This is a genomic window from Lentzea pudingi (genome assembly GCF_014646255.1).
GTDB lineage: Bacteria > Actinomycetota > Actinomycetes > Mycobacteriales > Pseudonocardiaceae > Lentzea > Lentzea pudingi.
Window position 1 is genome coordinate 1 of record NZ_BMNC01000034.1, and the last position, 25,087, is coordinate 25,087.

The 25,087-nt window shown below is 70.6% G+C and carries 24 protein-coding genes; 17 read left to right on the plus strand and 7 right to left on the minus strand.

The window, feature by feature from the left end:
• Positions 1–378 precede the first annotated feature (378 nt).
• Positions 379–1,920 carry a deoxyguanosinetriphosphate triphosphohydrolase family protein gene (locus IEY88_RS43240; RefSeq protein WP_189160713.1) on the plus strand — a complete coding sequence of 514 codons (1,542 nt, stop codon included), beginning with the start codon at positions 379–381 and terminating at the stop codon, positions 1,918–1,920.
• 249 nt (positions 1,921–2,169) lie between these two features.
• Positions 2,170–4,860, plus strand: a complete 2,691-nt coding sequence (locus IEY88_RS43245) for a S8 family serine peptidase (RefSeq protein ID WP_229694334.1) — start codon at positions 2,170–2,172, stop codon at positions 4,858–4,860.
• 451 nt (positions 4,861–5,311) lie between these two features.
• Here IEY88_RS43245 and IEY88_RS43250 read toward each other — a convergent pair whose 3' ends face one another.
• Positions 5,312–6,214: a hypothetical protein gene (locus IEY88_RS43250; protein ID WP_229694335.1), complete on the minus strand. Its 903-nt coding sequence runs from the start codon at positions 6,212–6,214 to the stop codon at positions 5,312–5,314.
• A gap of 397 nt (positions 6,215–6,611) precedes the next feature.
• Here IEY88_RS43250 and IEY88_RS43255 point away from each other — a divergent pair, with 397 nt between their 5' ends.
• From IEY88_RS43255 to IEY88_RS43275, 5 genes are read left to right on the plus strand one after another with little or no spacing between them, the layout of a single operon-like run.
• Complete coding sequence (locus IEY88_RS43255; protein WP_189160716.1) at positions 6,612–7,292, plus strand: acVLRF1 family peptidyl-tRNA hydrolase; 681 nt, start codon at positions 6,612–6,614, stop codon at positions 7,290–7,292.
• 31 nt (positions 7,293–7,323) lie between these two features.
• The gene (locus IEY88_RS43260; RefSeq protein ID WP_189160733.1) at positions 7,324–7,710 is read left to right on the plus strand and encodes a hypothetical protein; all 387 of its coding nucleotides are present in this window, start codon (positions 7,324–7,326) and stop codon (positions 7,708–7,710) included.
• A gap of 10 nt (positions 7,711–7,720) precedes the next feature.
• Complete coding sequence (locus tag IEY88_RS43265) at positions 7,721–8,224, plus strand: SigE family RNA polymerase sigma factor (protein ID WP_189160729.1); 504 nt, start codon at positions 7,721–7,723, stop codon at positions 8,222–8,224.
• A complete protein-coding gene (locus tag IEY88_RS43270) occupies positions 8,224–8,682 on the plus strand; it encodes a hypothetical protein (RefSeq protein WP_189160717.1) in 459 nt (152 codons plus the stop codon). The genes IEY88_RS43265 and IEY88_RS43270 overlap by 1 nt, the downstream gene beginning before the upstream one ends.
• A gap of 18 nt (positions 8,683–8,700) precedes the next feature.
• Positions 8,701–9,177, plus strand: a complete 477-nt coding sequence (locus tag IEY88_RS43275; RefSeq protein ID WP_229694337.1) for a GNAT family N-acetyltransferase — start codon at positions 8,701–8,703, stop codon at positions 9,175–9,177.
• Here the strand turns inward: IEY88_RS43275 and IEY88_RS43280 are convergent.
• Together IEY88_RS43280 and IEY88_RS43285 are read right to left on the minus strand one after the other, a co-directional pair.
• Positions 9,143–9,718, minus strand: a complete 576-nt coding sequence (locus IEY88_RS43280) for an NAD(P)-dependent oxidoreductase (protein WP_189160718.1) — start codon at positions 9,716–9,718, stop codon at positions 9,143–9,145. The genes IEY88_RS43275 and IEY88_RS43280 overlap by 35 nt on opposite strands.
• The gene (locus IEY88_RS43285; protein WP_229694338.1) at positions 9,715–10,596 is read right to left on the minus strand and encodes an EamA family transporter; all 882 of its coding nucleotides are present in this window, start codon (positions 10,594–10,596) and stop codon (positions 9,715–9,717) included. The genes IEY88_RS43280 and IEY88_RS43285 overlap by 4 nt, the downstream gene beginning before the upstream one ends.
• Positions 10,597–10,676: 80 nt before the next feature.
• On the opposite strand from IEY88_RS43285, the gene IEY88_RS43290 reads away from it, so the two are divergent.
• Positions 10,677–11,552 (plus strand): LysR family transcriptional regulator, encoded by an 876-nt coding sequence (locus IEY88_RS43290; RefSeq protein ID WP_189160719.1) that lies wholly within the window; start codon positions 10,677–10,679, stop codon positions 11,550–11,552.
• On the opposite strand, the gene IEY88_RS43295 is transcribed toward IEY88_RS43290, so the two are convergent.
• Positions 11,549–12,313 carry an SDR family oxidoreductase gene (locus IEY88_RS43295; RefSeq protein ID WP_189160720.1) on the minus strand — a complete coding sequence of 255 codons (765 nt, stop codon included), beginning with the start codon at positions 12,311–12,313 and terminating at the stop codon, positions 11,549–11,551. The genes IEY88_RS43290 and IEY88_RS43295 overlap by 4 nt on opposite strands.
• A 147-nt stretch (positions 12,314–12,460) precedes the next feature.
• On the opposite strand from IEY88_RS43295, the gene IEY88_RS43300 reads away from it, so the two are divergent.
• From IEY88_RS43300 to IEY88_RS43330, 8 genes are all read left to right on the plus strand, one after another.
• Positions 12,461–14,089 (plus strand): ABC-F family ATP-binding cassette domain-containing protein, encoded by a 1,629-nt coding sequence (locus tag IEY88_RS43300; RefSeq protein WP_189160721.1) that lies wholly within the window; start codon positions 12,461–12,463, stop codon positions 14,087–14,089.
• A gap of 174 nt (positions 14,090–14,263) precedes the next feature.
• Entirely contained in the window at positions 14,264–14,473 is a 210-nt protein-coding gene (locus IEY88_RS43305; RefSeq protein ID WP_030473247.1) for a helix-turn-helix domain-containing protein, read from the plus strand.
• Positions 14,474–14,532: 59 nt separating this feature from the next.
• Positions 14,533–15,345 (plus strand): enoyl-CoA hydratase/isomerase family protein, encoded by an 813-nt coding sequence (locus IEY88_RS43310; protein WP_189160722.1) that lies wholly within the window; start codon positions 14,533–14,535, stop codon positions 15,343–15,345.
• A gap of 99 nt (positions 15,346–15,444) precedes the next feature.
• Entirely contained in the window at positions 15,445–17,325 is a 1,881-nt protein-coding gene (locus IEY88_RS43315) for an ABC transporter ATP-binding protein (protein ID WP_229694339.1), read from the plus strand.
• Positions 17,326–17,579: 254 nt separating this feature from the next.
• Complete coding sequence (locus IEY88_RS45345; protein WP_308426074.1) at positions 17,580–18,362, plus strand: FAD-binding oxidoreductase; 783 nt, start codon at positions 17,580–17,582, stop codon at positions 18,360–18,362.
• Between the two features lie 36 nt (positions 18,363–18,398).
• Positions 18,399–19,172: a BBE domain-containing protein gene (locus IEY88_RS45350; RefSeq protein WP_308426075.1), complete on the plus strand. Its 774-nt coding sequence runs from the start codon at positions 18,399–18,401 to the stop codon at positions 19,170–19,172.
• Positions 19,173–19,366: 194 nt separating this feature from the next.
• Entirely contained in the window at positions 19,367–20,521 is a 1,155-nt protein-coding gene (locus IEY88_RS43325; protein ID WP_189160723.1) for a sensor histidine kinase, read from the plus strand.
• Positions 20,518–21,153, plus strand: coding sequence for a response regulator transcription factor (locus tag IEY88_RS43330; RefSeq protein ID WP_189160724.1), 636 nt, complete (start codon positions 20,518–20,520; stop codon positions 21,151–21,153). Before IEY88_RS43325 ends, IEY88_RS43330 begins: the two co-directional genes overlap by 4 nt.
• On the opposite strand, the gene IEY88_RS43335 is transcribed toward IEY88_RS43330, so the two are convergent.
• Together IEY88_RS43335 and IEY88_RS43340 are read right to left on the minus strand one after the other, a co-directional pair.
• The gene (locus IEY88_RS43335) at positions 21,143–22,723 is read right to left on the minus strand and encodes a penicillin-binding transpeptidase domain-containing protein (protein ID WP_189160725.1); all 1,581 of its coding nucleotides are present in this window, start codon (positions 22,721–22,723) and stop codon (positions 21,143–21,145) included. The two genes, IEY88_RS43330 and IEY88_RS43335, sit on opposite strands and share 11 nt — an antisense overlap.
• A 78-nt stretch (positions 22,724–22,801) precedes the next feature.
• Positions 22,802–23,542 (minus strand): SIS domain-containing protein, encoded by a 741-nt coding sequence (locus IEY88_RS43340; RefSeq protein ID WP_189160726.1) that lies wholly within the window; start codon positions 23,540–23,542, stop codon positions 22,802–22,804.
• Positions 23,543–23,645: 103 nt separating this feature from the next.
• Here IEY88_RS43340 and IEY88_RS43345 point away from each other — a divergent pair, with 103 nt between their 5' ends.
• Positions 23,646–23,828: a hypothetical protein gene (locus IEY88_RS43345; RefSeq protein ID WP_189160727.1), complete on the plus strand. Its 183-nt coding sequence runs from the start codon at positions 23,646–23,648 to the stop codon at positions 23,826–23,828.
• Positions 23,829–23,832: 4 nt separating this feature from the next.
• Here the strand turns inward: IEY88_RS43345 and IEY88_RS43350 are convergent, their stop codons facing one another.
• Positions 23,833–24,783 carry a MarR family transcriptional regulator gene (locus IEY88_RS43350; RefSeq protein ID WP_189160728.1) on the minus strand — a complete coding sequence of 317 codons (951 nt, stop codon included), beginning with the start codon at positions 24,781–24,783 and terminating at the stop codon, positions 23,833–23,835.
• Positions 24,784–25,087: the final 304 nt, after the last annotated feature.

Here is a 25,087-nt window from a genome sequence, read left to right on the forward strand (position 1 = left end):
CCGCCGAACATATTTTGCCCTGCGGGTTGAGCGCCACAAGCGCTCCCCGCAGGGCTTTTTTTCGCGCGCACGGCCGACACTGGCCGCCACCGCCAGCACTGCTGCCGGCACTGGCTGTCGGACACGCAACCCGGCACCGGCTGCCCGGCCTGGCCGTCCGCGGCTCAGCCAACTCAAGACGTACGCAGCTCAGCTGACTCGAGCCGTACTCAGCTCAGCTAACTCGATCGGGTGAACGATGGCCTGATTCGACTCCTGCTCCCTCTACTAGTTATTTACCGAGGGGGTACGTCCCAAAACCATGGTCATCTTCGCCGCGCAAAGAGGAAGACGCGTGGGGCGCCGAAGCTCACCGCCCGCCCCGGTACCTTCTCTTCCATGCACAACGAGCAACGTGCCGCCCGTCGTTCGGCCGGCGTGGGCAGGACCGCCGACCTCGCCACGAACCCGTTCCGGGTGGACCGGGACCGGGTCGCGAGCTCCCCGTTCTTCGCGAGGCTCGGCGGCGTCACGCAGGTCGTCAGCTCCACCGGCTCCGGCCTGCTCGTGCACAACCGCCTCACCCACAGCCTCAAGGTCGCGCAGGCGGCCCGTGCCATCGCCGAACGCCTGACCGTCCGTCCCGAGCTCACCGCGGTGCTGGAGAAGCTCGGCGGGTGCGACCCCGACGTCGTCGAGGCGGCCGCGCTCGCCCACGACCTCGGCCACCCGCCGTTCGGGCACCTCGGCGAGCAGGTGCTCGACCGGCTGGCCCGCCACCGGTTCGGGCTGCCGGACGGGTTCGAGGGCAACGCCCAGTCGTTCCGCATCATCACGACCACGGACGTGCGCGGGCCCAAGGCGCTCGGGCTCGACCTGACGGTGGCGGTGCGGGCGGCGATGTTGAAGTACCCGTGGACTCGTCACCAGCCGCTCGGCCTGCCGGTGGCGCCGCGTGGTGCGTCCGAGCCGGACGACATGCCGGGTACCGGCAGCTCGAAGTTCTCCGCGTACGTCACCGAGATCAACGACCTGCGGCAGGCGCGCGAGCCCTTTGACGGGCGCATCGAGTCGTGGCAGCAGACCGTCGAGGCGAGTGTCATGGACACCGCGGACGACATCGCGTACGCGATCCACGACCTGGAGGACTTCCACCGGGTCGGGGTGTTGCAGCACGCGACGGTCGCGGCCGAGCTCGGGACGTGGCAGGCGCAGGCGCTCGACCTCGCCGGGTTGAGCGACGCCGAGCTCAGCGCCGAGATCCGCATGCCGGGACGGTCACTGGAAACCTTGCGGCGGCGCATGCACCTCAAGGACTCCTGGGTGATGAGCGACGAGGCGTTCGCGCTGGCGGTCCGGAAGGTCGGCAAGGAGCTCGTCGACGGGTTGCTGGCGGTGCCGTTCGACGGGTCGGTCGAGGCCGAGCAGGCGGTCGCCGGGTTCAGCGCGCGGTGGACGCGCCGGCTGGTCGACGCGGTCGGGGTGATCGAGGAGCCGACGCCGCGGTCGGGTCACGTCGTGCTGGCCGTGCAGCAGTGGCACGAGGTGCAGGTGTTGAAGTTCGTGCACCGGCGCTTTGTGTTGCTGCGGCCCGATCTGGCGTTGCACCAACGTGGACAGGCCCGTTTGCTCGGTTCGCTGGTGGACGCCCTGGAGCAGTGGGTGAACGATCGGGCGGAGGCGGATCGGTTGCCGCGCAGGCTGCACGACCTCGTCGAGCTGGCCGAAACGGAGTACGCGGCGCTCGCCCGGACGGAGCCGTCCACATTGGTCGGTCCGGCCGGTGACCCGCACGTCGGTCCCGATGTCGTGAAGGGATTGGCGCGGGGGCGGGCGGTCGTCGACTTCGTCGCGTCGCTGACGGACAACCAGGCGGCCGCGCTGCTGGAGGCACTTTCCGGGCGAACCGGTCAGTTGTGGACTGACGCATTTGTTCTGTGAAGTGTGATTGTGTCTGCTAAGTGAGAAGTAGCCCATCTGGATGCTGACTGTGATCACGCAAGCACCATACGTTGACGCCTCGACCGGGAATCGCCGGTCGCAGGCCGCGTGCTCGGGGGCACGCCAACGTTCGGGGGAGAAACTCCTGTGCGCCGATCTCGAAGAGGCACGACCTTAGTCACCGCAGGTACCGCAGTTCTTCTGGCCGCACTCACCGCCGTCACGCCCGCGTCCGCAGATCCGGGCAAGGTGTCCAAGTCCATCACCGACCGCACGGCAGCGCAGATCGCCGCGCTGCAGAGCGTCAAGAAGTCGCTCACCCCTGCCGAGTCCAAAGTGGACAGCGCACTCGTCGTGGAGGCGCGCAAGCGCGTCTCGGCCGCGACGACGAGCGCTCTCCCGCAGGTGCAGACCGGCGTTGCCGTGACGCCGAAGTCCACCACTCTCGTCGACATCCGCGCCAAGCAGTACTCCGAGGACCTGGTCAACGCTGTCCGCGCGGCGGGCGGGCAGATCCGGTCGGTGTCCTCCGAGCACCGCACCGTGCGCGCGGAGGTCCCGGTCGCGAAGATCTCCGAGATCGCCGCACGTTCCGACGTGGCCCGCGTCGAGCCGGGCAGCGACGCGATGACGCAGGACGTGAAGAACAAGCAGGACACCAAGGCTCGCAAGCAGGCTCCGTCCAAAGAGGACAAGGCAGCGGAGATCGAGCGCCGGCTCTCGGAGAAGCAGCTCTCCGTCCAGGCCGCCAAGGTCGCGGAGAGCGACAAGGCGCACAACGCCGAGGCCGCACGGGGAACGTTCCGCGTGACCGGTGTCGGCGTGAAGCTCTGCGCGCTGTCCGACGGTGTGGGCTCGCTGGCCGTGTCGCAGGCCTCCGGCGAGCTGCCGGCCGTCGACATCGTGCCGGGTCAGGCGGGTTCCGGTGACGAGGGCACCGCGATGCTCGAGATCCTGCACGACCTCGCGCCCAACGCCGAGCTCGGCTTCGCGACGGCGTTCAACGGCGACGCGAGCTTCGCGGACAACATCAAGAAGCTGCGCTTCGACCTCGGCTGCGACGTCATCGTCGACGACGTCATCTACTTCAACGAGTCGCCGTTCCAGGACGGCATCATCGCCCGTGCGGTGGACACGGTCGTCGCCGACGGCGCGTTGTTCTTCTCCAGCGCGGGCAACCAGGGCAACGTCGTGGACGGCACGTCCGGCCACTACGAGGGCCAGTTCGTGGACTCGGGTGTGGGCGTCGGCAAGTTCGCCGGCTCCGCGCACGACTTCAACCCGGACCCGAACGCCAAGCAGCTGTTCAACCCGCTGTCGAACTTCTCCGGCGACACGCCCACGGTGCTGCACTGGGCCGACCCGCTGGGCCAGTCGGCCAACGACTACGACCTGTACCTGGTCAACGCCCAGGGCAACGTTGTCACGTTCAGTCAGAACAACCAGGACGGTGCGCAGGACCCGTACGAGCGCATCAACACCCCGGCCAGCTCCACGGGCACGCGCCTCGCGGTCGTGAAGTACCGCGGTGAGGACAAGTACTTCGCGCTGTCGCTGTTCGGTGGCCGGTTCGCCGACACCAACGACGGCCTGAAGAAGTACGTCACGCCGGGTACGACCCGTGGCCACTCGGCGGCGAAGGGCGCGATCTCCGTCGCGGCCGCACCCGCTGCCGGCGCACTGCCATTCGACCTCGAACCGGGCGACCCCGCGAACCCGCGCGGCCCGTACCCCGGCGCGTTCGACGGCACGCAGAAGCCGGAGCGCTTCACCTCCGACGGCCCGCGCAAGACGTTCTTCGCTCCGGACGGCTCGCCGCTCGCCGAGACCCGGCAGAAGCCGGACATCACCGCGGCCGACGGCGTGACCACGTCGGTGCCGGGCTTCGCGCCGTTCTTCGGCACGTCCGCCTCGGCCCCGAACGCCGCCGCCATCGCCGGCCTGATCCTGTCCGGCAACCCGACGCTGACGCCCGCCGAGGTCAAGGAAGCCCTTGTCACCACGGCGATCGACATCGTCGAGTCCGGTGTGGACAACCGCACCGGCGCCGGCATCGTGATGGCCGACCGCGCCCTCGCCCACACGGGTGCGTCGCCGCAGGCACTGGCCCGCGCGCAGAAGCCGACGATCGTCAACGACGCCGACGGAAGCGCTTTCCTCAAGCCGGGCACGAGCGCCACGGTGACGCTGCCGGTGGCCAACAACGGTGACGGCTCGGCCGCGTCGACCTCGGTCGTGCTGTCGACGACGTCGGCCGGCGTGACCATCGCGCCGCGCTCCAAGTACTACGGCAACATCGACCCGGGTCAGACCGTCAGCAACACCTTCAAGGTGACCGTGCCGGCGTCCGCCGGGCTCGGTTCGGCGGTCAAGCTCGACGCGCGCGTGACCTACGCGGGCGCGACGTCGCCGACGACCACCTCGTTCACGCTCCGCGTGGGTGAGCCGTCGCGCGAGTTCAAGACGTTCGCGTACGGCGGCGCACCGGTAGCCATCCCGGACAACGACCAGACCGGCGTCTCGATCTCGCTGCCGGTCACGGGTGTCGGCGCGGCGTCGAACCTGAAGTTCTCCGTGGACGGGTCCGCGTGCTCGGCCACCGAGGCCTCGACGACGGTCGGCATCGACCACACCTTCGTCGGCGACCTGGTGGGCACGCTCACCTCGCCGTCCGGCAAGTCCGTGACGCTGTTCTCGCGGGCGGGTGGCACCGGCAACAACATCTGCCAGGCCGTGTTCACCGACGACGCCACGCTGCCGTTCTCGGGCGTGACGAGCAGCCAGGCGCCGTTCACCGGGTCGTGGAAGCCGGGGGCGCCGCTGTCCTCGCTGACCGCGGACGCCGCGGACGGCAACTGGGTGTTCAAGGTCGCCGACGTGGTGGGCTCGGACCGCGGCTCGATCCGCTCGGTGACGCTGTCCGTCGCGGGCTGGGTGTGATGAGCTGAGTTGATCGAACGGAAGGCCCCCGGCTTGCGAGCCGGGGGCCTTTCTCGTGCGGGCGGAAGTGTCAGACCCCGTCGGTACGTTGGGATGCGAGGGGATCCCAGCCCAGGGGGACCCCTGCGCGAGCGCGCGCGCAGGCGCAAGCGGGCTGCGCAGGCGCGTGCGGGGGAGGCGCGTGCGGGGGAGGCGCGTGCGGGGGAGGCGCGTGCAGGGGAGGCGCGTGCAGGGGCGTGCGCGTGTGGGCGCGTGTGGAGCTTTGCAGGCGAGGGGAGCGCGCAGTCGCGTTAGGGCTGTACACGCGCTTGAGGACTGCATGCGAAGGGTTGCGCGGGACATGCGAAGAGCGTGCACGGCGAGTGGGCTGCGCACGTCCGAAGGCTTCGCATGCGAAAGGGGCGCCTCCCGAAAGCCGGGAAGCGCCCCTCACACGTCTGTCAAAGCCCCGCTAGCGGTTCGGCCACTCCCACCGGATGCCGAACACACCAGGACCGAACCCGAGCGCCACGGCGTGCACGCCGCCGCCCGAGTCCAGGGTGAGGTTGCGGCGCCGCGAGGGCGTCTCGTCACCCGCGGGCACGCTGTACTGCTGCACTCGCGAAGGCAGGTTCGTCTCGTCGAACCGGACCTCGATCACGTACTCGCGCACCGGCAGCCGGAACTTGCGCGCGAACGTGTTGTTGCCCTTGGGGGCGTGGCCCTCGGGGAACACCAGCTGGTATTCCATGATGAGGGTCTCGCCGCGGGTGAGCGGCCGTTCGAACATCATCTCCGCGACCATGATGTTGGCCTCGTGGTCACGGGCGATGCGGCCGAGGTGGCAGTTGCGCACGTTCAGGATCTCGGGGAGCACGTCGCTCTCCTCGGTCTCGAACACGAGCGCCCAACGGTCGGGCCCGTCCTGTTCCGCGCGGAGGATCTGCCGCACCCACACGGATTTCTGCCCGCCGTCGGCAGAGATCTCGATGCGGTCGTGCTGGCTGATCCGGCCGAGCTTCAGGTCGGACGAGGTGTCGACCTTCGAGAGCAGGTTCGCGACCCGCTCCCGACGCGCCCAGAGCGCGTCGATCGGCATCATCGTCGTCGGACGGCATCGGCGGCCTCGCGGACGAGGTGGGCCGAGCAGTGCCGACAGTCCCGACTGAGGCACGCCCAGGACCGACTCGAGGTGCCGCAGCGCCTCCAGCGATTCGGGGCGTTCAGGCCTTCGCCGTCCTGATTGCCAGTAGCTGAGCGTCGCGACACTGATGGTCACGCCGCGCAGCGCCAACCGGTGCTGGATGCGGTCGAGGCTGAGCCGGCTCGCCTTGATCGCCGCCCTCAACGCTTCGGGGAACGGTCCCGTCGTCAAGAGCTGCGTAAGGCTGCCGTGGCCCGTTGAGTCCGTCTCGTCAACGGTCAGTGTTGGTCGACCGGCAGCAGTCGTCATGGTGACTCCCCGCTGTCATAAGATCACGCCCCAGTGACCCTACCCGTCCGTGAACATCGCTGGTCGGAGCCGGATGGAGTCAATGGTTAATCCATACGGTTGATGAGTTCACGCTTTCGAGACTCATCTGTCAAGCACTCCGAACCCATCAGTAACATCTGTGTGCCGTTCACGGCCCGTGTCGGAGTGGTTCTAGTGTGTGCACGGTGACCAACTCGGGCGTGCTGACTCCCCACTCAGGCGATCCCGGCATTTGGGAGCACGGCCGGTGCGGCCTGGGAGCCGTACGCCCGTTCCGTTGTACCAAGGGGTGGGACAGATGAGCCGGGTGCGGCCGGTGCCCGGTGGGCGGGCCGTCGAGGTGGAGCCCGAACGCGTCGAAGGCTGGATCGCCAGGTTCGCCGAACGGCACGGGCCGGTGGACGTCAGCGTCGCGGAGGCCGAGGTCGTCATCACCGCCGAGGACGGCGCGACGGCCACGTTCCCGACGCGCGGCGGTACCTCTGTGCATGAGGTGGTTGAGAAGTTGACCGAGCCGCGCCGGATCGGGCTGGTCCTCGTGCGGCTCGGCGGTCACAGCGTCGGGGTGGCGTTCGGCGGTCAGGTCGAGGTGTCGGCTACGGACCGCAAGCAGGTCCACGGCCGCATCCGGGCCGGCGGGTGGTCGCAGCAGCGGTTCGCCCGGCGGCGCGAGGGCCAGGCCAGGGTCGCGCTGCAGGCCGCCGCGGACGACGTGGCCAGGGTGCTCGTGCCGCGGCTCGCCGAACTCGACGGCGTCGTGCTCGGCGGCGACTGGCAGGCACTCGACGTGCTGCGCAACGACCGCAGGCTCTCGGGCGTCTTCAGCAAGGCCGAGGATCGTGTGCTGGACGTGCCCGAACCCCGGCGGACGGTCCTGGACGAGGCCGCTCGACGGGCCCGCTGCGTCGAGATCGTGATCCAGGACACAAGGGCAACCGGTCCGGGGGCCGACCGCATGGATACGGGTGAGGGTGCCTGATCCTGGCACCACTGACCTGCTGGAGCTGCAAGTGCGCAAACGAATGGTGATCGTGGCCGGAGCGGTCGCGCTGGGTGCCATCGGCATCGCGGTGCCCGCGCTCGCGCTGAGCGGTGGAGGGTCCACCGCGCCTCAGCCCACGACCTCGGCTCCGCAGCCGCCCACCTCCCCGCAGACGACGCCGCCGGTCTCGACCTCGCCGGCGTCGCTGCCGACGACCCCGCAGCACCCGCCGACCACCTCGCCGGTGGCGACCACGCCCACGTTGCGGCCGTCGTCGTCCGTGTCCACGTCGCCGGCGACGAGGCCGGAACCGACGTCGTCGATCCTGCCCACGCCGCTGCCGACGAAGCCGGGTCCGACCACCTGGGCCCCGCCCGCGACGACGCCGCCGGTGTCGTCGACCCCGGCCGGGTGAGGAGCGCCCGCTGAACTGGGAAGCCGAGTTCACCGACTGCTTCGACCGGTGCGCCGACTCGATGCGCTTCACGGCGTTCCTGCTGTGCGGCAACTGGCACGAGGCGGAGGACGTCATGCAGTCGGCGTTCTTGAAGCTGTACCTGGCCGGTCCGAAACTCAGCGACCGGTCGGGGCTCGAACCGTACCTGCGCCAGATCGTCGTGCGGACGTTCCTCGCCGAGCGCCGCAAGGTGCGCTGGCGCAGGGAGAAGCTGACTGACGCACCCCCAGAGGGCCTGTCCTCCGTCGCAGGGACGGAGGACAGGCTCGTGGTGTGGCAGGCGCTCACCGCCGTGCCCGCACGGCAGCGCGCTGTCCTCGTGCTCCGCTTTTGGCACGATCTCAGCGTCGAGGACACCGCGACGGCGTTGAACTGCTCGACGGGCACCGTGAAGTCGCAGAGCAGCAAGGGCCTGGAGACGTTGCGGCGCAAGCTGGGCCCGGAGTTCGACCACTTGAGGCTGGAGGTGTGATGGTTCGCGAAGACGACCTGCGGGCGACTTTCTCCGCTTTGCACGGGGAAGAGGCGCCGCCGCGTGCCGTCACGGCCGCCGACCTCATCCAGCGCGGCCAGGCCGTGCGGTCCCGGCGCCGCACCATCGCGGTGGCCGGCAGCGGGCTCGCGACCGTGGGGGTCGTGGCGGTGGCACTGGCGGTGCTGCCGTCCACGACGCCCCCGGAACCGGCGACGCCACCTGTGCCGTCCTCGACCACGACGCAGGTGCCGGCCACGACACCGTCGTCGGTCCCGGTCGAGCCGACGCCGGCGGCCCCGCCCGGTTCGCACGCGCCGCAGACGCCGCCGGTCCAGACGACCGTGCCCGGCTCGACGACACCGCCCGGCCCCACGACGAAGCCGGGCGCGCCGTCAACGTCCGTGAGTCCGACCTCGTCCTCCACCCTTTATTCGGTGCCGCAGACATCCCGCTGAGGGGCAGGATCCTGGGTCATGAGCGCTCAGATCCGCCTGGTCGAGGTCACCGACGCCAACCGCGATGCCGTGACCGCCGTGCGCGTGCATCCCGCGCAGGAGCAGTTCGTCGCGTCCGTCGAGAAGTCGTTCAAGGATGCGCTGGAGAACCCGGAGGCCAATCCGTGGTTCCGCGCGGCCTACGACGGCGACGAGCCGGTCGGGTTCGTCATGCTGAGCTGGGACGTGACGCCGCAGCCAGGCATCGTCGGGCCGTACTTCCTGTGGCGCCTGCTGGTCGGCGCCGGGCACCAGGGGCGCGGCTACGGCAGCGCGATCCTGAACGAGGTCGTGGCGTTGCTGCGGGCCGCCGGGGCCACCGAGCTGCTCACCAGCTGCGTGCCGGGGGAGGGCTCGCCCGAGCCGTTCTACCGCGGGTTCGGGTTCGTGCCGACCGGGGAGACCGACGAGGACGGCGAGGTCATCCTGCGGCTGGAACTCGCGTCGCGACCGTGAACCGCCGGTCCTCGCCCGGGTTCTCCAGCTCGTCGAGCACCGCGACCGCCAGGTCCTCCACCGAGATCGAGGACGGGCCGGTGAGCAGCACGTCCGTGCCGCGGCGGTAGGTGCCGGTGCGCTCGCCGGGTTCGAGCAGCGCGGGCGGGCTCAGGTAGACCCAGTCGGCGCGGTGGGACTCGCACTCCCGCAGTTGCCGCATGCTCGCCTCGGCGACGGGACGGATGTGCGCCGGCACGTAGCGGGTGTCGTCCAGCACGAGGCCCGTGCCGTCCGGTGTTCGCAACGGTGCGGCGCCACCGACGACGATGACGCGCGTTCTGGCCGCGAGCACCGCGTCGAGCACGGTGGTCGTCGTTGTGCCTGTGGTGGCGACGACGACACCGTCCACTCCGGACAGCACGGTGTCCATGAACACCCGGTCGGTCGCGTCACCCCCGGTGCCGCGGGACACGCCGGTCACGTGGTGCCCGCGGCGCTCCGCCTCGGCGACGACCCGCGAACCGACCATGCCGGACGCGCCGACGACTGCGATCTTCACTGGAGAACTCCCTTGACGAGAACGGGTGCCGGTCGCTGGGCGGCGACGATGGCGGCGAGGGCGAGTGCGAAACCGGTGAGCTGCACCGCGTCCAGGGTCTGGCCGAGGACGACGACGCCGAGCAGCGCGGCGACCATCGGGGACAGCAGGCCGAGCATCGAGACGGACGTGACCGGCAGCGTGGTGATCGCGCGGAACCACAGGACGTAGGCGAGCAGGCCGCCGACGCCGCCGAGCCACAGGTAGCCGAGCAGCGCGGTGAGGCCGATCGCGGGCGGCGCGCCTTCGAGCAGGAACGTCACCGGCACGAGGAACAGCCCGCCCGCGGTGAGCTGCCAGCCCGCGAACGCCGTCGGGCTCGCCCCGGCCGGCCTGCCCCACTTCTTCGTCAGCGTCACGCCGAGCGCCATGGTCGCGGCGCCGCCCAGTCCGGCCAGCACGCCGACCAGGTCGAACCCGGCCGCCGGCCCGAGCACCACGAGCCCGACGCCGAGCACCCCGACGACGCCCCAGGCGAGCCGCCACGCGGACGGGCTCTCCCGCAGCACCCCGACGGCCAGCAACGCCACCACGAGCGGCTGAGCGGCGCCCAGGGTGGCCGCGACGCCACCGGGCAGGCGTTCGGCCGCGATGAACAGGAACGGGAAGAACAGGCCGATGTTGAGCACGCCCAGTGCGGCCGCTTTCGCCCACCACGAGCCCTTCGGCAACGTCCTGGTGAGCGCCAGCGCGATCAGGCCGGCGGGAAGCGCGCGGAGCAGGCCGGCGAAGAGCGGATGGCCGACCGGCAGCAGCTCGGTCGTGACCACGTAGGTCGAGCCCCAGACCACCGGCGCGAACGCCGCGAGCGCGGTGCGGGAAAGGTCGCTGTTTCTCACGCCGTCCAGTGTTGGCGGGCTCGATCAATGAGTCCAACACATGCTTTTCATCTGATCCATCGTGATTCAAGATGGGTGGAGTGGAGCTCCAGCAAATGCGGTACGTGGTCGCGGTCGCCGAGACCGGCAGTTTCACGAAGGCCGCCCGCCAGTGCCTCGTCGTGCAGTCGGCGTTGAGCCATCAGATCGCGCGCCTCGAACGCTCGCTCGGCGCGCGGCTCTTCGACCGCACCAGCCGCAGCGTGCGGCTGACCCCGGCGGGGGCCGCGTTCCTGCCGTCCGCGCGGCAGTGCCTCGACTTCGCCGAACGGGCGGTGGCCGAGGTCGCCGCGGCGGTGGGGGAGGTGCGCGGACGGGTGGTCGTCGGCGTGATCCCGACCGTCGCCGCGGTGGACCTCCCCGCGGCCCTGAAGGTGTTCCGGGACCGGTATCCGCAGGTGCGGGTCGCGCTGCGGATGTCGACGAGCTACGAGATGGTGCGCCAGGTCCGGGACGGCGAGCTCGACCTCGCGTTCCTCGGGCTGCCGCTCGGGGTGCGGCCGGACGGTGTGCGCGGGCGTGAGCTGGCCAGGGACGAGCACGTCGCCGTGGTGGCGCCCTCGCACCCGCTGGCGAGCCTGGAGTCGACGAACCTGAAGGCCCTGGCCGAGGAGCTGTTCGCGGACTTCCCGGCGAACTCGCCCGGACGGCTGCAGGCGGACCAGGCCTTCTCGATCGCGGGACTGCACCGCGAGGTGGCGTTCGAGGTGACGACCGCGGAGCTGATGGCCGGGTTGATCCGGGAGGGGCTCGCGGTGGCGGTGCTGCCGTCGCGGTACACGCCGCAGCTCAGCGGGGTGGTGACGGTGCCGATCGTCGACGGGCCCTCGCGCGTGGAGCACCTGGTGTGGAACGCGGCCGGGCTGACACCGGCGGCGGCCGCGTTCCTCGACGTGCTGGGCGTGGTGCCGGACTAACCAGCGGTTCCGGTGGAGAGCAGGCCGCCGTCGACGCGCACGGTTTCGCCCGTGATCCACGAGGCGCCATCGGAGCAGAGGAAGGCCACGAGAGAGGCGACATCCTCTGGCGTGCCGAGGCGCTTCATCGGGTATTGCTGAGCTGCCTCCTCCTCGCGGCCGACGTACAGCGCCTCCGCGAACTTCGTCTTCACCACGGCGGGCGCGACGGCGTTCACGCGCACCTTCGGGCCGAGCTGCCACGCGAGCTCCTCGGTCAGGCGGATCAGCGCCGCCTTGGACGCGCCGTACGCGCCGATCACGCCCGTGGACCGGATGCCGCCGATCGACGCGACGTTCACGACCGCGCCGCCGTGCTCGCCCATCCACGCCTTCCACGCGAGCTGGACGAAGCCCAGCGCCGCCACCACGTTGACGTCGAAGATCTTCCGCACCGCGCTGAGGTCGGCGTCCATCAGGAAGCCGAACTGCGGGTTGATGCCGGTGTTGTTCACGAGCACGTCGAGGCTGCCGAACTCCTCGACCGTGCGCGTCACGGCCTCTTCCCGCGACGCGTCGTCGCCCGCGTTGCCCGCGACGGTGAGGACGCGGCCGCCGGTGTCCGCCTCCAGCTGCTTCGCCGCCTCGGCCAGCTGGTCGGCCTTGCGGCCGGTGATCGTGACGCGGGCGCCGCGGGAGAGGAGCTCGCGCGCGATGCCGAGGCCGATGCCGCGGGACGCGCCGGTGACCAGCGCGGCCCTGCCCGAGAAGTCTTCGCTCATGGCGGGCAATCTATGCGTCCCGCCACAGGTGGGAAATCCGATGGTCGCGATCCCGTAGAATGGTTCGCGTGATCCTCCTCGAGTAGGCCGGCCCGGACGTGCCATCCCTTGTCATGCCCGGTTTTTCGCTACTGCTCGGAGTTTCTCTTGATCACCGCAACCGACATGGAGTTGCGCGCGGGCTCACGCATTCTCGTGAGCGGCGCCAACCTGCGCGTTCAGCCCGGCGACCGCATCGGCCTCGTGGGCCGCAACGGTGCCGGCAAGACCACTTCCCTCCGCGTTCTCGCCGGTGAGGGCGAGCCGTACGCCGGCGCCATCCTGCGCAAGGGCGCGCTCGGCTACCTGCCGCAGGACCCGCGTGAGGGCGACCTGTCGGTCATCGCCAAGGACCGCGTGCTGTCCGCGCGCGGCCTCGACCAGCTCCTCCGCGACATGGAGAAGGCCCAGTCGAAGATGTCCGAGCTGGTCGACCCCGACGAGCTCGACAAGGCCGTCACCAAGTACGGCAGGCTCGAGGAGCGCTTCTCCTCGCTGGGCGGGTACGCCGCCGAGTCCGAGGCCGCCCGCATCTGCTCGAACCTCGGTCTGCCGGACCGGGTGCTGGCGCAGCCGCTGAGCACGCTCTCCGGTGGTCAGCGCCGCCGCGTCGAGCTGGCGCGCATCCTGTTCGCCGCGTCCGAGTCCGGTGTCGGCGCGAAGTCGAGCACGATCCTGCTGATCGACGAGCCCACGAACCACCTCGACGCAGACTCGATCACGTGGCTGCGCGGCTTCCTCAAGTCGCACGACGGCGGCCTCGTCGTGATCTCCCACGACGTCGAGCTGCTCGACGACGTCGTGAACAAGGTGTGGTTCCTCGACGCGATCCGCGGCGAGGTCGACATCTACAACCTCGGCTGGAAGAAGTACCTCGAAGCCCGCGCGACGGACGAGAAGCGCCGCCGCCGTGAGCGCGCGAACGCCGAGAAGAAGGCCGGCGCGCTGATGGTGCAGGCCGCCAAGATGGGCGCGAAGGCCACGAAGGCGGTCGCGGCGCAGAACATGGCGAAGCGCGCGCAGAAGCTGCTCGACGGTCTCGACGACGTGCGCCAGAGCGACAAGGTCGCGCGGATCACCTTCCCGGCGCCCGCCTCGTGCGGCAAGACCCCTTTGATGGCAGAGGGTCTGAGCAAGTCCTACGGCTCGCTGGAGATCTTCACCGGCGTGGACCTGGCCATCGACAAGGGTTCCCGCGTCGTCGTGCTCGGCTTCAACGGCGCCGGCAAGACGACGCTGCTGCGGTTGCTGGGCGGCAGCGAGAAGATGGACGCGGGCAAGATCGTGCCCGGCCACGGCCTGAAGATCGGCTACTTCGCGCAGGAGCACGAGACGCTCGACCACGACGCGTCGGTGTGGGAGAACATCCGGCACATGGCGCCGGACGAGCAGGAGCAGAAGCTGCGGTCGCTGCTCGGCACGTTCCTGTTCACCGGCGAGCAGCTCGACCAGCCCGCGGGCACGTTGTCCGGTGGCGAGAAGACGCGGCTCGCGCTGGCCGGTCTGGTGTCGTCGGCGGCGAACGTGCTGCTGCTCGACGAGCCGACGAACAACCTCGACCCGGCCTCGCGCGAACAGGTTCTCGACGCGTTGCGGCGCTACGAGGGCGCGGTCGTCCTGGTGACGCACGACCCCGGCGCGGTCGAGGCGTTGGAGCCGGAAAGGGTCATCCTGCTGCCCGACGGCACCGAGGACCACTGGTCCGAGGACTACCTGGACCTCGTCCAGCTGGCGTGATCTCCACCCCTCAAAGGGTTACCGAGCGCATTTTGTGATCAACTCAGTGTGATCGAATCGACCGTTCGGCGATCTCTTTGCTTGATCACCTGGCGTTCTGCCGGATCCTGTTCGATCATTGCGACGACAGGGGCCGTGCAACGGCCCACCTGCTCGTACGGAAGGCGGGACAAGGTGGCTGACCTGAAGAAGGGTGCCCGGATCACCGGCGCCACGCGGGACAAGCTGGCCGCTGACCTGAAGAAGAAGTACGAAAAGGGCGCGAGCATCCGGGCTTTGGCGGAGAGCACCGGGCGTTCCTACGGCTTCGTGCACCGGGTTCTCTCGGAATCCGGGGTCACGCTGCGCGGTCGCGGTGGCGCCACCCGGACGAAGAAGAAGTAACCAAAACTCAGACTGCTACTCTCCGGTAACTAGCTACTAGTCCGCCGGAGGTAACGACCATGCCAGTGCCTTCCATCGACGCTGGCGTGCTCGAGCGCGGTGGCGTTCGGCTCGCGATCTCCGGGCCGCGCGCGACCATCACGCTCGATCGTCCCGACGTGCTCAACGCGCAGACGCCGGCTACCTGGCAGGCGTTGCGGCACATCGGCGAACAGCTGGACCCGGACGTCCGCGTCGTGGTCGTCCGGGGTTCCGGCCGCGCCTTCTCGGCGGGGCTGGACCGGCGGATGTTCACCGGTGAGCCCGTCGACGGCGAACCCGGCGGTCTCGGGGCGATCCTGGCGCTGTCTCCGGAGGAGGCGGACGCCCGCATCGCGTCGTACCAGGCCGGGTTCACCTGGCTGCGCGATCCGGCACGCGTGACCATCGCCGCGGTGCACGGGCATGCCATCGGCGCGGGGTTCCAGTTGGCGCTGGCGTGCGACTTCCGCGTGCTCGCCGAGGACGCGCAGTTCTGCATGGCCGAGACCGGGCTGGGTCTGGTGCCCGACCTCGGCGGCACACTGCCGCTCGTGCGACTCGTGGGGTACTCGCGCGCGGCCGAGATGTGCGTGACCTCCCGCCGGGTCAAGGCGGAGGAGTCGCTGCGGATCGGTCTCGCGAACTCCGTCGTGCCCGCTGACGGGCTGGACGCCGCCGTCGACGAGCTGGTGGCCGCCGTGCTGAAGCCGATGGCCGGTGCCGTGACGGAGACGCTGGCGCTGATCGCGTCCGCCGCCTCGGGTGTCGACGCTGACACGCAGCTCGCGGTGGAGCGTGCCGCCCAGCTGCGCCGGTTGCGGTCGTTCGCGGCCCTGTCCGCTCAAAGCTGAACCTTTCCGTCGCTGTAGCCGCTCGCGACGGAATTGTCAGACCGCTGTGCTGTTCTTATCAGCGTGGACGGTTACAGCTCTTGGCGATTCATGATGGGGGTGACCTCGGACGCGCCTGCCAAGGTGCGCCGGGGGACCTTCCGGCGAGTGCTGGCCTTCGCCGGGCCGCACCGGGCGAAGCTGCTGGTGTTCCTGCTGCTGACGGTCGTCTCGTCGGTGCTCGCGGTGTCGACGCCGCTGCTGGCCGGCCGCGTGGTCGACGCGATCGTCCGCGGCTCCGTGCCGTCCGTGGTCGTGTGGCTCGCCGTGGCGATCGCGCTGATCGCCATCGTCGACGCCGGCCTGGGCCTGGTCGAGCGCTGGCAGTCGACGCGGATCGGTGAGGGCCTGATCTACGACCTGCGCCGGGCCGTGTTCGGCCACGTGCAGAAGATGCCCGTCGCGTTCTTCACGCGCACCCGCACCGGCGCGCTCGTCTCGCGGCTGAACAACGACGTGATCGGTGCCCAGCGGGCCTTCACCTCGACGCTGTCCGGCTTCGTCACGAACATCATCCAGCTGGTGCTGTCGCTGGCTGTCATGTTCACGCTGTCGTGGCAGGTCACGGCGCTGGCGCTGGTGCTGCTGCCGGTGTTCGTGCTGCCGGCCAAGCGGATGGGCCGCCGGATGGCGGACATGCAGCGCGAGGCCTCCACGCTGAACGCCTCGATGGTCACCCAGTCGACCGAGCGCTTCTCCGCGCCCGGCGCGACGCTGGTGAAGCTCTTCGGCCGCCCGGCCCGCGAGGAGGAGGAGTTCTCCGAGAAGGCCGCGAAGGTCCGCGACATCGGCATCCGGACCGCGATGGCCACGCGCTGGTTCATGACGGGACTGACGCTGGTGTCCGCGCTCGCGCAGGCGCTGGTCTACGGCCTGGGCGGCTACCTCGCGCTGACCGGGCACCTCGCGGCCGGCGCCGTGGTGTCGCTGGCCCTGCTGCTGACCCGCCTGTACGCCCCGCTGACAGCGCTCGCGAACGCCCGCGTCGACCTGATGACGGCTCTGGTGTCGTTCGAGCGCGTCTTCGAGGTGCTCGACCTCGACCCGATGATCAAGGAGAAGCCGGACGCCCGTGCCGTGCCCGAGGGCCCGATCTCGGTGGAGTTCGAAGACGTGCGCTTCGCCTACCCGTCCGCGGACAAGGTGTCGCTGGCCTCGCTGGAGTCCGTGGCCACTTTGGACACTCGTGGCGGCGAGGAAGTGTTGCACGGCATCAGCTTCAAGGCCGAGGCAGGCCAGCTCGTGGCGCTGGTCGGCTCGTCCGGCGCGGGCAAGTCCACCCTCGCGTCGCTCGTGCCGCGGCTCTACGACGTCGACTCCGGCACCGTGCGCCTGTCGGGCGTCGACGTCCGGGACCTGACCTTCGACGCACTCCGCTCGTCGGTCGGCGTGGTGACGCAGGACGGCCACCTGTTCCACGACACGATCCGGGCGAACCTGGAGTACGCCGCCCCCGGAGCCACCGACGACGACCTGTGGGACTCGCTGCGCCGGGCCCGCCTGCTGGAGCTGGTGGCCTCGCTGCCGGACCAGCTCGACACGGTGGTCGGCGAGCGCGGCTACCGCCTGTCCGGCGGCGAACGGCAACGCCTCACGATCGCCCGCCTGCTGCTCGCGAAGCCCCGCGTGGTGATCCTGGACGAGGCCACCGCACACCTCGACTCGGAGTCGGAGGCCGCCGTGCAGGAGGCGCTGACCGAGGCGCTGCAGGGCCGCACGTCCCTGGTGATCGCCCACCGCCTCTCGACGATCCGCGCGGCCGACCAGATCCTGGTGCTGGAACACGGCGACATCGTCGAACGAGGCACGCACACCGAGCTGATGACGGCCGAGGGCCGCTACGCCGACCTGTACAACACGCAGTTCGCCGAGCCGCCGGTCGTCGGGGTGGTGCCGACGCCGAAGTTCAGCGAACGGGTCGGGGTGCCGCAGCCGAACTGACTCCGCGGTGGGCGCGACCCAGCCGATCGGTTGGGTCGGCGCTCATCCCCCGGGCCGGGTGATCGGCTGATGTCGCGGGGACTTCGTTCCGCCACGGTGAGAACCGGGCGGAAGGGAGTCCCCGGCTGACGTTCGGGGAGCTGTCTCCGCTTGGGCGACACCACTCAGGCGGAGGAAGTCTCCTGGTACACCTCGTGATCGAGGGGCCAGGGATTTCCTTCCGTGACGTGGACACCACACGCGGAAGGACGGGAATGAGCAACTCCGGGGGCGGGCACCTGAGCCGGCGAGCGCTGATAGCGGGCGCGGGCGTCGTGGCGGCGGGCGGCCTGATGGGTCAGGAACGCGCGGCCGGTGCTTCTGCGGGACCGAGCGCGGCCGTGCGGATCGGGCCCGGCGACGTGCGGTACGAGAACCTGGTGCGGGGCAACAACTTCCGGTTCACCGGGCAGCCCGACGAGATCCGGGTGGCGACGTCGGCGGACCAGGTGGTGCGTGCGGTCGGCGACGCGGTGCGGGCCGGGCGGCGGATCGCGGTGCGCAGCGGTGGGCACTGCTTCGAGAACCTCACGGCCGCGCCCGAGGTCAGGACGTTGCTGGACCTGTCGGCGATGAACGACGTCGGGTTCGACGAGCGGAGGCAGGCGTTCTCGGTGCAGCCCGGTGCGACGCTGGGGCAGGTGTACCGGGCGTTGTGTGCGGGGTGGGGTGTCACGATCCCCGGCGGCGGGTGTCCCGAGGTGGGGGCCGGTGGACACATCGCGGGTGGTGGGTACGGGCCGTTGTCGCGGCGGTACGGGGCCGTGGTGGACCACCTGTACGGCGTCGAGGTCGTGGTGGTCGGCAAGGACGGCAAGGCGCGCGTCGTGGTCGCCACGCGGGAGGAGGACGATCCGTTCCGCGAACTGTGGTGGGCGCACACCGGGGGCGGTGGCGGCAATTTCGGGGTGGTGACGAAGTACTGGTTGCGGTCGCCGGGAGGCGGGCACCTGTTGCCGCCGGTGCCCAGGAACATGGTGCAGCACGTGGTCTTCTGAGACTGGGGGCAGTTCACCGAGGAGAAGCTGAGCGGGGTGCTGCGCAACTTCGGGACGTGGCATGAGCGCCACAGTGCGCCGGGTGCCCCGGAGACAGGGCTGTACGGGATCCTCGAGGTGAAGCACCAGGCCGGCGGGATCGTGATGCTCGCGGTGCAGGCCGACGCGGACCTGCCCGGGGTCGACACGATGATCACGGAGTTCGTGCGGGCGGTGTCGGCGGGCCTCGACCTCACGCCGGTGTTCGACCTGCGCAAGACGATGCCGTGGCTGCACCGCATGACGTGGCCGGGCACGGGCGAGCCGGGGGACGTGCTCACCCGGCGGTACAAGATCAAGGCCGCGTACCTGCGCCGGTCGTTCACGCCTGGGCAGCTGAACGCCCTGTGGCGCAACCTCACCGCGCCGGGCGGGGAGTCGGGCAGTGTGCTGCTGATCGGCTACGGCGGGCAGGCCAACGCGGTGAAGCCAATGGACACCGCGATCGCGCAACGGGACGTGGTGATGAAGGCGGTCTACCAGTCGGTCTGGGGCGAGGAACGGGAAGACGCGGCCAACCTCGCCTGGGTGCGCGCGCTCTACCGCGACGTGTACGCGGACACCGGTGGCGTGCCGGTGCCCAACGAGGTCAACGACGGCTCGTACATCAACTACGCCGACGCCGACCTGGCCGACCCGCGGTGGAACACCTCGGGCGTGTCCGCGCAACGCCTCTACCACAAGGACAACTACCCGCGCCTGCAACGGATCAAGGCCCGCTGGGACCCGCGCAACGTCTTCACGCACGTCCTCGCGATCGAACCTGGCTAGGCGCAGTCTTGTCGATCGAACCTGGCTAAGCCGAGTCTCGTCGAACGAACCTGGCTAGTGGCGTGGCCCAGGAGGTTGCCGGGCGAATTCGCGGTCAGACGGGGACATCACGAGGTGCCCTGCTGAGCGTGAATTACCCAGCCAACCTCCTGGGTCACGCCACTAGGCTCTCGCACACCTGGGAAGGCACGCGGATGAGCATTCCGGTGGCGCGGTGGCCGTACGTCCTGCTGGCGTTGCTGGCCGCCGCCACCACGCTCGACCAACGGCCGGTGCTCGCCGAACTCGTGCTGTGCGCGGTCGTGGCGGCCTGGCTGGCGGCGGGGATGACGCTGAAGACCAGCCATCAGTGGGTGTTCGCCGTGGGGCTGACGGTGCTCACGGGAGCGCTGGTGGTCCTCAACCCGTTGTTCGGGTTCCTCACCCCGGTGCCGTACTTCTACACCTTCCGGACGATCGACTTCCCTTGGCAGCCACCAGGAATCGCGGCGGTCGCGGCCATCGCGGGAACGGCCCAGGCGTACGGGATCGACAAGTCCACGGTCGGCGGTGTCGCCATCTGGGTCGCCGTCATGGCCGGGAACGCCGTGCCGATGTGCGCGTACGCGTTCGTGTTGCGCCGATCCGACCGGCAGGAGGCGGACCGCGAGGAGGCGCTCGCCCAGGCCCGCGAGGCGAACCGCAGGCTCGCGGAGTCGTTGGCGGACAACGCGACGCTGCACGAGCAGTTGGTGGTGCGGGCCCGTGAGGCCGGGGTGCGCGACGAACGGCAGCGGATGGCGCGCGAGATCCACGACACGCTGGCCCAGGGGCTGACCGGCATCATCAGCCAGCTCCGCGTGGCCGACGAGTCGACGTGGCGGCGGCACGTCACCGCCGCGGCCGAGCTCGCCCGGGAGAGCCTCGACGAGACGAGACGGTCCGTCTCGGCACTGCGGCCCGAACCGCTGCGGACGGCACGTCTGCAGGAGGCGCTCACCAGCGTCGCCGAGAAGTGGTCGGCGCTGCACGACGTCCCGGTCAGGGTCGTCACCACCGGGCAGGCGCGGCCGCTCGCGCACGAGGCCGAGTTCGCGCTGCTCCGGGCGGCGCAGGAGGCGCTGGCGAACGTGGCGAGGCACGCGCGGGCCGGCCGGGTCGGCGTCACGTTGTCGTACCTGGAGAACGAGGTGGCGCTGGACGTGCGCGACGACGGCCGCGGGTTCGACCACGCACAACAGGGAGACGGGTTCGGGCTCGAGGCGATGCGGCAGCGGGTCGAAGGGCTGGCGGGCACCGTGCAGATCGAGTCCGAACCCGGTGCGGGCACGGGAGTCTCCGCCCGCGTGCCGGTGGAGGCGAGAGCGTGATCAGGGTGCTGGTCGTCGACGACCACCCGGTCGTGCGGGACGGGCTCACGAGCCTGTTCGCCCAGGACCCCGGCTTCGAGGTGGTCGGGGAGGCGGGCGACGGCGCCGAGGCGGTGCGGCTCGCCAGGGCGCTGCGGCCCGACGTCGTGCTGATGGACCTGCGCATGCCTGGCACGGACGGCATCGCCGCGACCAAGGAGCTGGCCGGCACCGCGCACGTGCTGGTGCTGACCACCTACGACAACGACGGTGACGTGGTCGCGGCGATCGAGGCGGGCGCCACCGGTTACCTGCTCAAGGACGCTCCGCGTGACGAGCTCGTGCGCGCGGTCAGGGCCACCGCGCGGGGCGAGGCCGTGCTCGCCCCTGCCGCGGCGGCGTTGCTGATGAAACGGGTGCGCGGCGCCGCAGCGGAGGTGCTCAGCCCGCGTGAGCTGGAGGTGCTGCGGTTCGTCGCCGGTGGGGCGACGAACCGCGATGTGGCCCGAGGCCTCTTCATCACCGAGGCCACGGTCAAGTCACACCTGCTCAACATCTACGCCAAGCTGGAGGTGAGCGACCGGGCGGCGGCCGTCACCGAGGCGTTCCACCGCGGGCTGCTCGTCCCGCGAGAGCAGCGGTTCAGCCCTTGAGGAACGCCGCCGTCGCGTTCAGCGCGCTCTGCGACGAGCCCGCCTTCTCCACGACCACCGCGAACGCGACGTTGTTCTGGTAGCCGACGAACCAGCCGTGCGCCTCGCCGCCCCCTGCCTCCGCCGTGCCCGTCTTCCCGGCCAGGCCGGGGATTCCGGCGAGTTGCTTCGCGGTTCCGGAGGTGACGACCTCGCGCATCATCGCCCGCAGCGGCTGCAGGACGGCCGCGGGCGGGCCCGCGGCGACGTCGTTCGCCTCGGACGGCTTGCCGCGCAACAGGGTCGGCGTCGGGGTCCGGCCCGAGACGACCGTGGCGGCGACCAGGGCCATGCCGAACGGGCTGGCCACCACGTTGCCCTGGCCGAAGCTGTTCTCCACCCGCTGGTCGCCGGTGGCCGCCGGGACCTTGCCGGTGTTCGTCTCGGCACCGGGAACGGTCCAGTCGGCGCCCAGGCCGAACCGCTTCGCCATGGCGGGCAACGCGTTCGCGTCGAGCTTGGAGCCCAGGTCGCCGAACGTCGTGTTGCAGGACAGGGCGAACGCCGTGTGGAACGGCACGCTGGCGTGGCCGAAGCCCGCGTTGCTGATCGTGCGGGTGCCGATGGTGGCCTTGGCCGGGCAGGGAACGGCGGTGCCCGACTGCACGAGGCCCGCGTCCATGGCCGCCGCGGCCGTGACGATCTTCATCGTCGAACCGGGGGCGTAGCGGCCGATGAACGGGTTGGTGCCGGTCAGCGACTTGTTCTGCGCCACGGCCAGGACCTCGCTGCTGGAGGCGTCGATCGCGACGATCGCCGCGCCCTGCGGCAGAGCGTCGACCGCTGCCTGGGCCGCGGCCTGACGGGCCGGGTCGAGGGTGACGGTGATCTTCTCGCCGCCCTCCACCTTCTTGCTGTCCAGCACGGTGAACGCACCACCCGCGGTGATGCCCACCTCCCAGCCGTCCGTGCCCTTCACGTCGCCGACCACGCCGGTGATCGTCTTGTAGAGCCCGTCCGGGATCGTGCCCTGGACCAGCGGCTTGCCGTCGCGGCCCAGCAGGGCACCGTCCGCCAGCGCCTTGCGGTAGGTGAGGGAGGCGCCCTCGGTGAGCTGCGGGTGGACGACGCTGGGCGTCCAGTGGACCTTCCAGGCACCGTCGGCGCGGGTCATCGGGACCTTGACGTCGTACTTCAGCAGGGCGGCGCCCGGCAGGGTCCAGGTGACGGACGCCGTGTACTCGGTGGTCGTGGCGTCAGCCGGAGGCGGTGGCGACGTCGCCACCACGGCATGGAAGCTGGAGGTGCCCATGCCGGCCTTGGTGGCTTCCAGCGCCGTGGTCGCCGCCGCCGGCGCGTCGGTGCGGAGTGCGGCGGTGGCCGGACCCGAGATCGCCCCGTTCAGGAACGAGACGGCGACCTCCAACGGTGTGTCCGGCGCCTTCGTCGTGGTCGGCGCCGGGTTCACCGTGTCGTTCACGACCGCGACCGACCTGCTGCCCGACCAGAGCAGGGTGCCCGCCACGCCGACCACGGCCGTCGTGACGAGCGCTCCGCTGATCAGGATCCATCTACGAGTCTTCTGCTCCACTGTTCACTTCCCCCAGGTAAGTGCATTCCCCGGTGGGAGACTAACGGCAGAGCGCGCAGGATCCGTGGGGGTTTCTACCTATCCGAGCTGCGGGATGCGGGTTTGGTAGTGGCGGAGCAGGTCGGCGTTGGCCGCGTCGCCGCCCTCCACGTTCGCGCTGCGCCACAACGGCAGCCGCACACCGGACTCGGTCGCCTTGTCGATCAGGCGGACCATCAGCAGGTTCCACAGGAACGTGGTCGCCAGCGTGGAGATCGCCGCGGTGACCGGGGCGTGCTCCGGGTAGGTCGAGTCACCGGGCGGGACCAGGTTGTCGAGCACGACGGTCGAGACCTCGGCCAGGGTCGCGCCGGCGCGGCGGGGAGCCTGGGCGCTGGAGGCCACCGAGGTGACGCCGACGACCGGGCAGCCCCTGCTCGCGGCCTCCTGGGCCAGCTCCACGGGGTAGTAGTTGACGCCCGAGGTCGAGAACACGAACAGGACGTCGTGCGGGGCGAGGCCCGACTCCCGCAGGACCTCGCCCGCGAGGCCGGAGCGCCGTTCGGCCGACGTGCTGCTGATCGCGCCGTGCATCGGGAGCAGCTCGGGGTGGTAGATCGGGCGGACGCAGGCCAGGCCGCCCGCGCGGTAGAAGGTCTCGGCGACCGCCGCCAGCGAGTGCCCCGCACCTGCGGTGAGAAGGATTCCGTCTGCCTGGACGGCGGCCAGCACGAGCTCGGCCACGTCGTCGAGCGCGGCCGCGTTGTGCTGCTCGACGCGCGTCAGGTGCGTGCGCACGAGGTTGCCGTAGTCGGACCCGGTCACGGTGTCGGTCGTCATGCGGGTCAGTAGTACCTGATTGCAGATCACCTCACCAGTAACCCGCGCACCACAAACCTCGATACGCGCGATGAGGGGTGCGATGTCCCGTCGTGGACAGGGGGTGGGTTGGATCAGGCGGTACTTCTACTTCTGGGTGGTGCTGGTGGCGGTCTTCGCGGCGGCAGCGGCCACGAACATCGCGCTGGCGGTGACCTACTCCGAGCTGTGGCCGGTCTGGGCGGCGCTGGTGCTGCTCGTCGTCGCCGGGGCGTGCGCGAGGGCGGCGGTCCGGGCCCGGCCCTGAGACCTCACGCCAGCAGTTCGACACCCAACGCCGAAGCCGTGTGCAGCACCGAGTTGCGGTGGCGCTGGGCGACGGCCAGGCCCGCGTCGCGCAGCACCGAGGCGTGAGCACTGGCCGAGGCGGCCGAGATGCCCAGGCGGCGGGCCAGTTCCGTGGTGGTGCAGCCACCCGCGATGACCTCCAGGGCGGCGGCGCGGGTGCGGCCGAGCAACGCCTCCAGCGACCGCTTCCCGGCGCTCGTCACCTGCGGGTCGCGGGCGATCGGGTAGACGAGCACGGGCGTGCGGCTGGGGTCGCGGAGCATGATCGGCCGCTCCCGGCAGAAGTACGACGGCACGAGCACCAGGCCTTGGCCGTGCAGGTGCACGTCGCGCCGCGGGAAGCGGGACTCGATCGACAGCACCGGCCGTGCCCACGAGATCGTCGGGTGCAGCGCCGAAAGCACTCCCTCGCAGCCGGAGTCCAGGAAGGACCGTGCCCGCACCGCGCGATCGGCGTCGACGACCGCGCGGACCTCGTTCCAGATCGGCGCCAGCGCGTGGCCGTAGTAACCGCGCAACGCCTTGCCGAGTGAGTCCAGGGTGGCCGCGTCGCCGCCGGCCAGCAGGTGGGTGCGCGGGTCGAGACGGTGCTCGCGGCCCAGTTGCGCCAGGTCCGCGCGCAACGACTCCACCGGCGTGGACAGGACCGCGTCGATGCCCGCGTCGACCGCGCACGAGCCCGCGGTGGGCGTGAGGAAGTCGGGGGAGTAGCCGACCGGGGGAGCGAGCCGCAGGAGCCAGCGGGTGGCGTCGGGCAGCGTCGTCCGCACGGTCGCGCGCCACGAGCCGAACACCGGCGCCGCCGAACGCTGCCGCAGCACGTGCAGGCTCAGCAGGATCTCCCACATCGGGTCGGGACCCGCGGCGACGCGCACCCTCGCCAGGTCCTCCGCCGTGAAGTGGACTCGCAGCACGGCAAGCAGGGTGGCACAGCGATCCCGCGCCCGTCCCGGATTCGGGACGAGTGAGCCGAAAGGTGCACCCTGTGTGGGCGTGTGCGCGGCCTCATGGGTCCTCACCTGGCTTTTTAGGCTCCAGCCGAATGTCGTGGCGGCTGTTCCCGGCCTCCGGCCAAGCTTCTGCCGAGCGCCGGGCAGGGGACCGGCGCCACCACTGAGGGGATCACTTCCGATGAGGCTTGCGAAGATCACCGGGGCCGTCGCCGCGCTCGGCGTCGCCCTGACCGTCCTGACCGCGCCGGTCGCGTCCGCCGCTCCC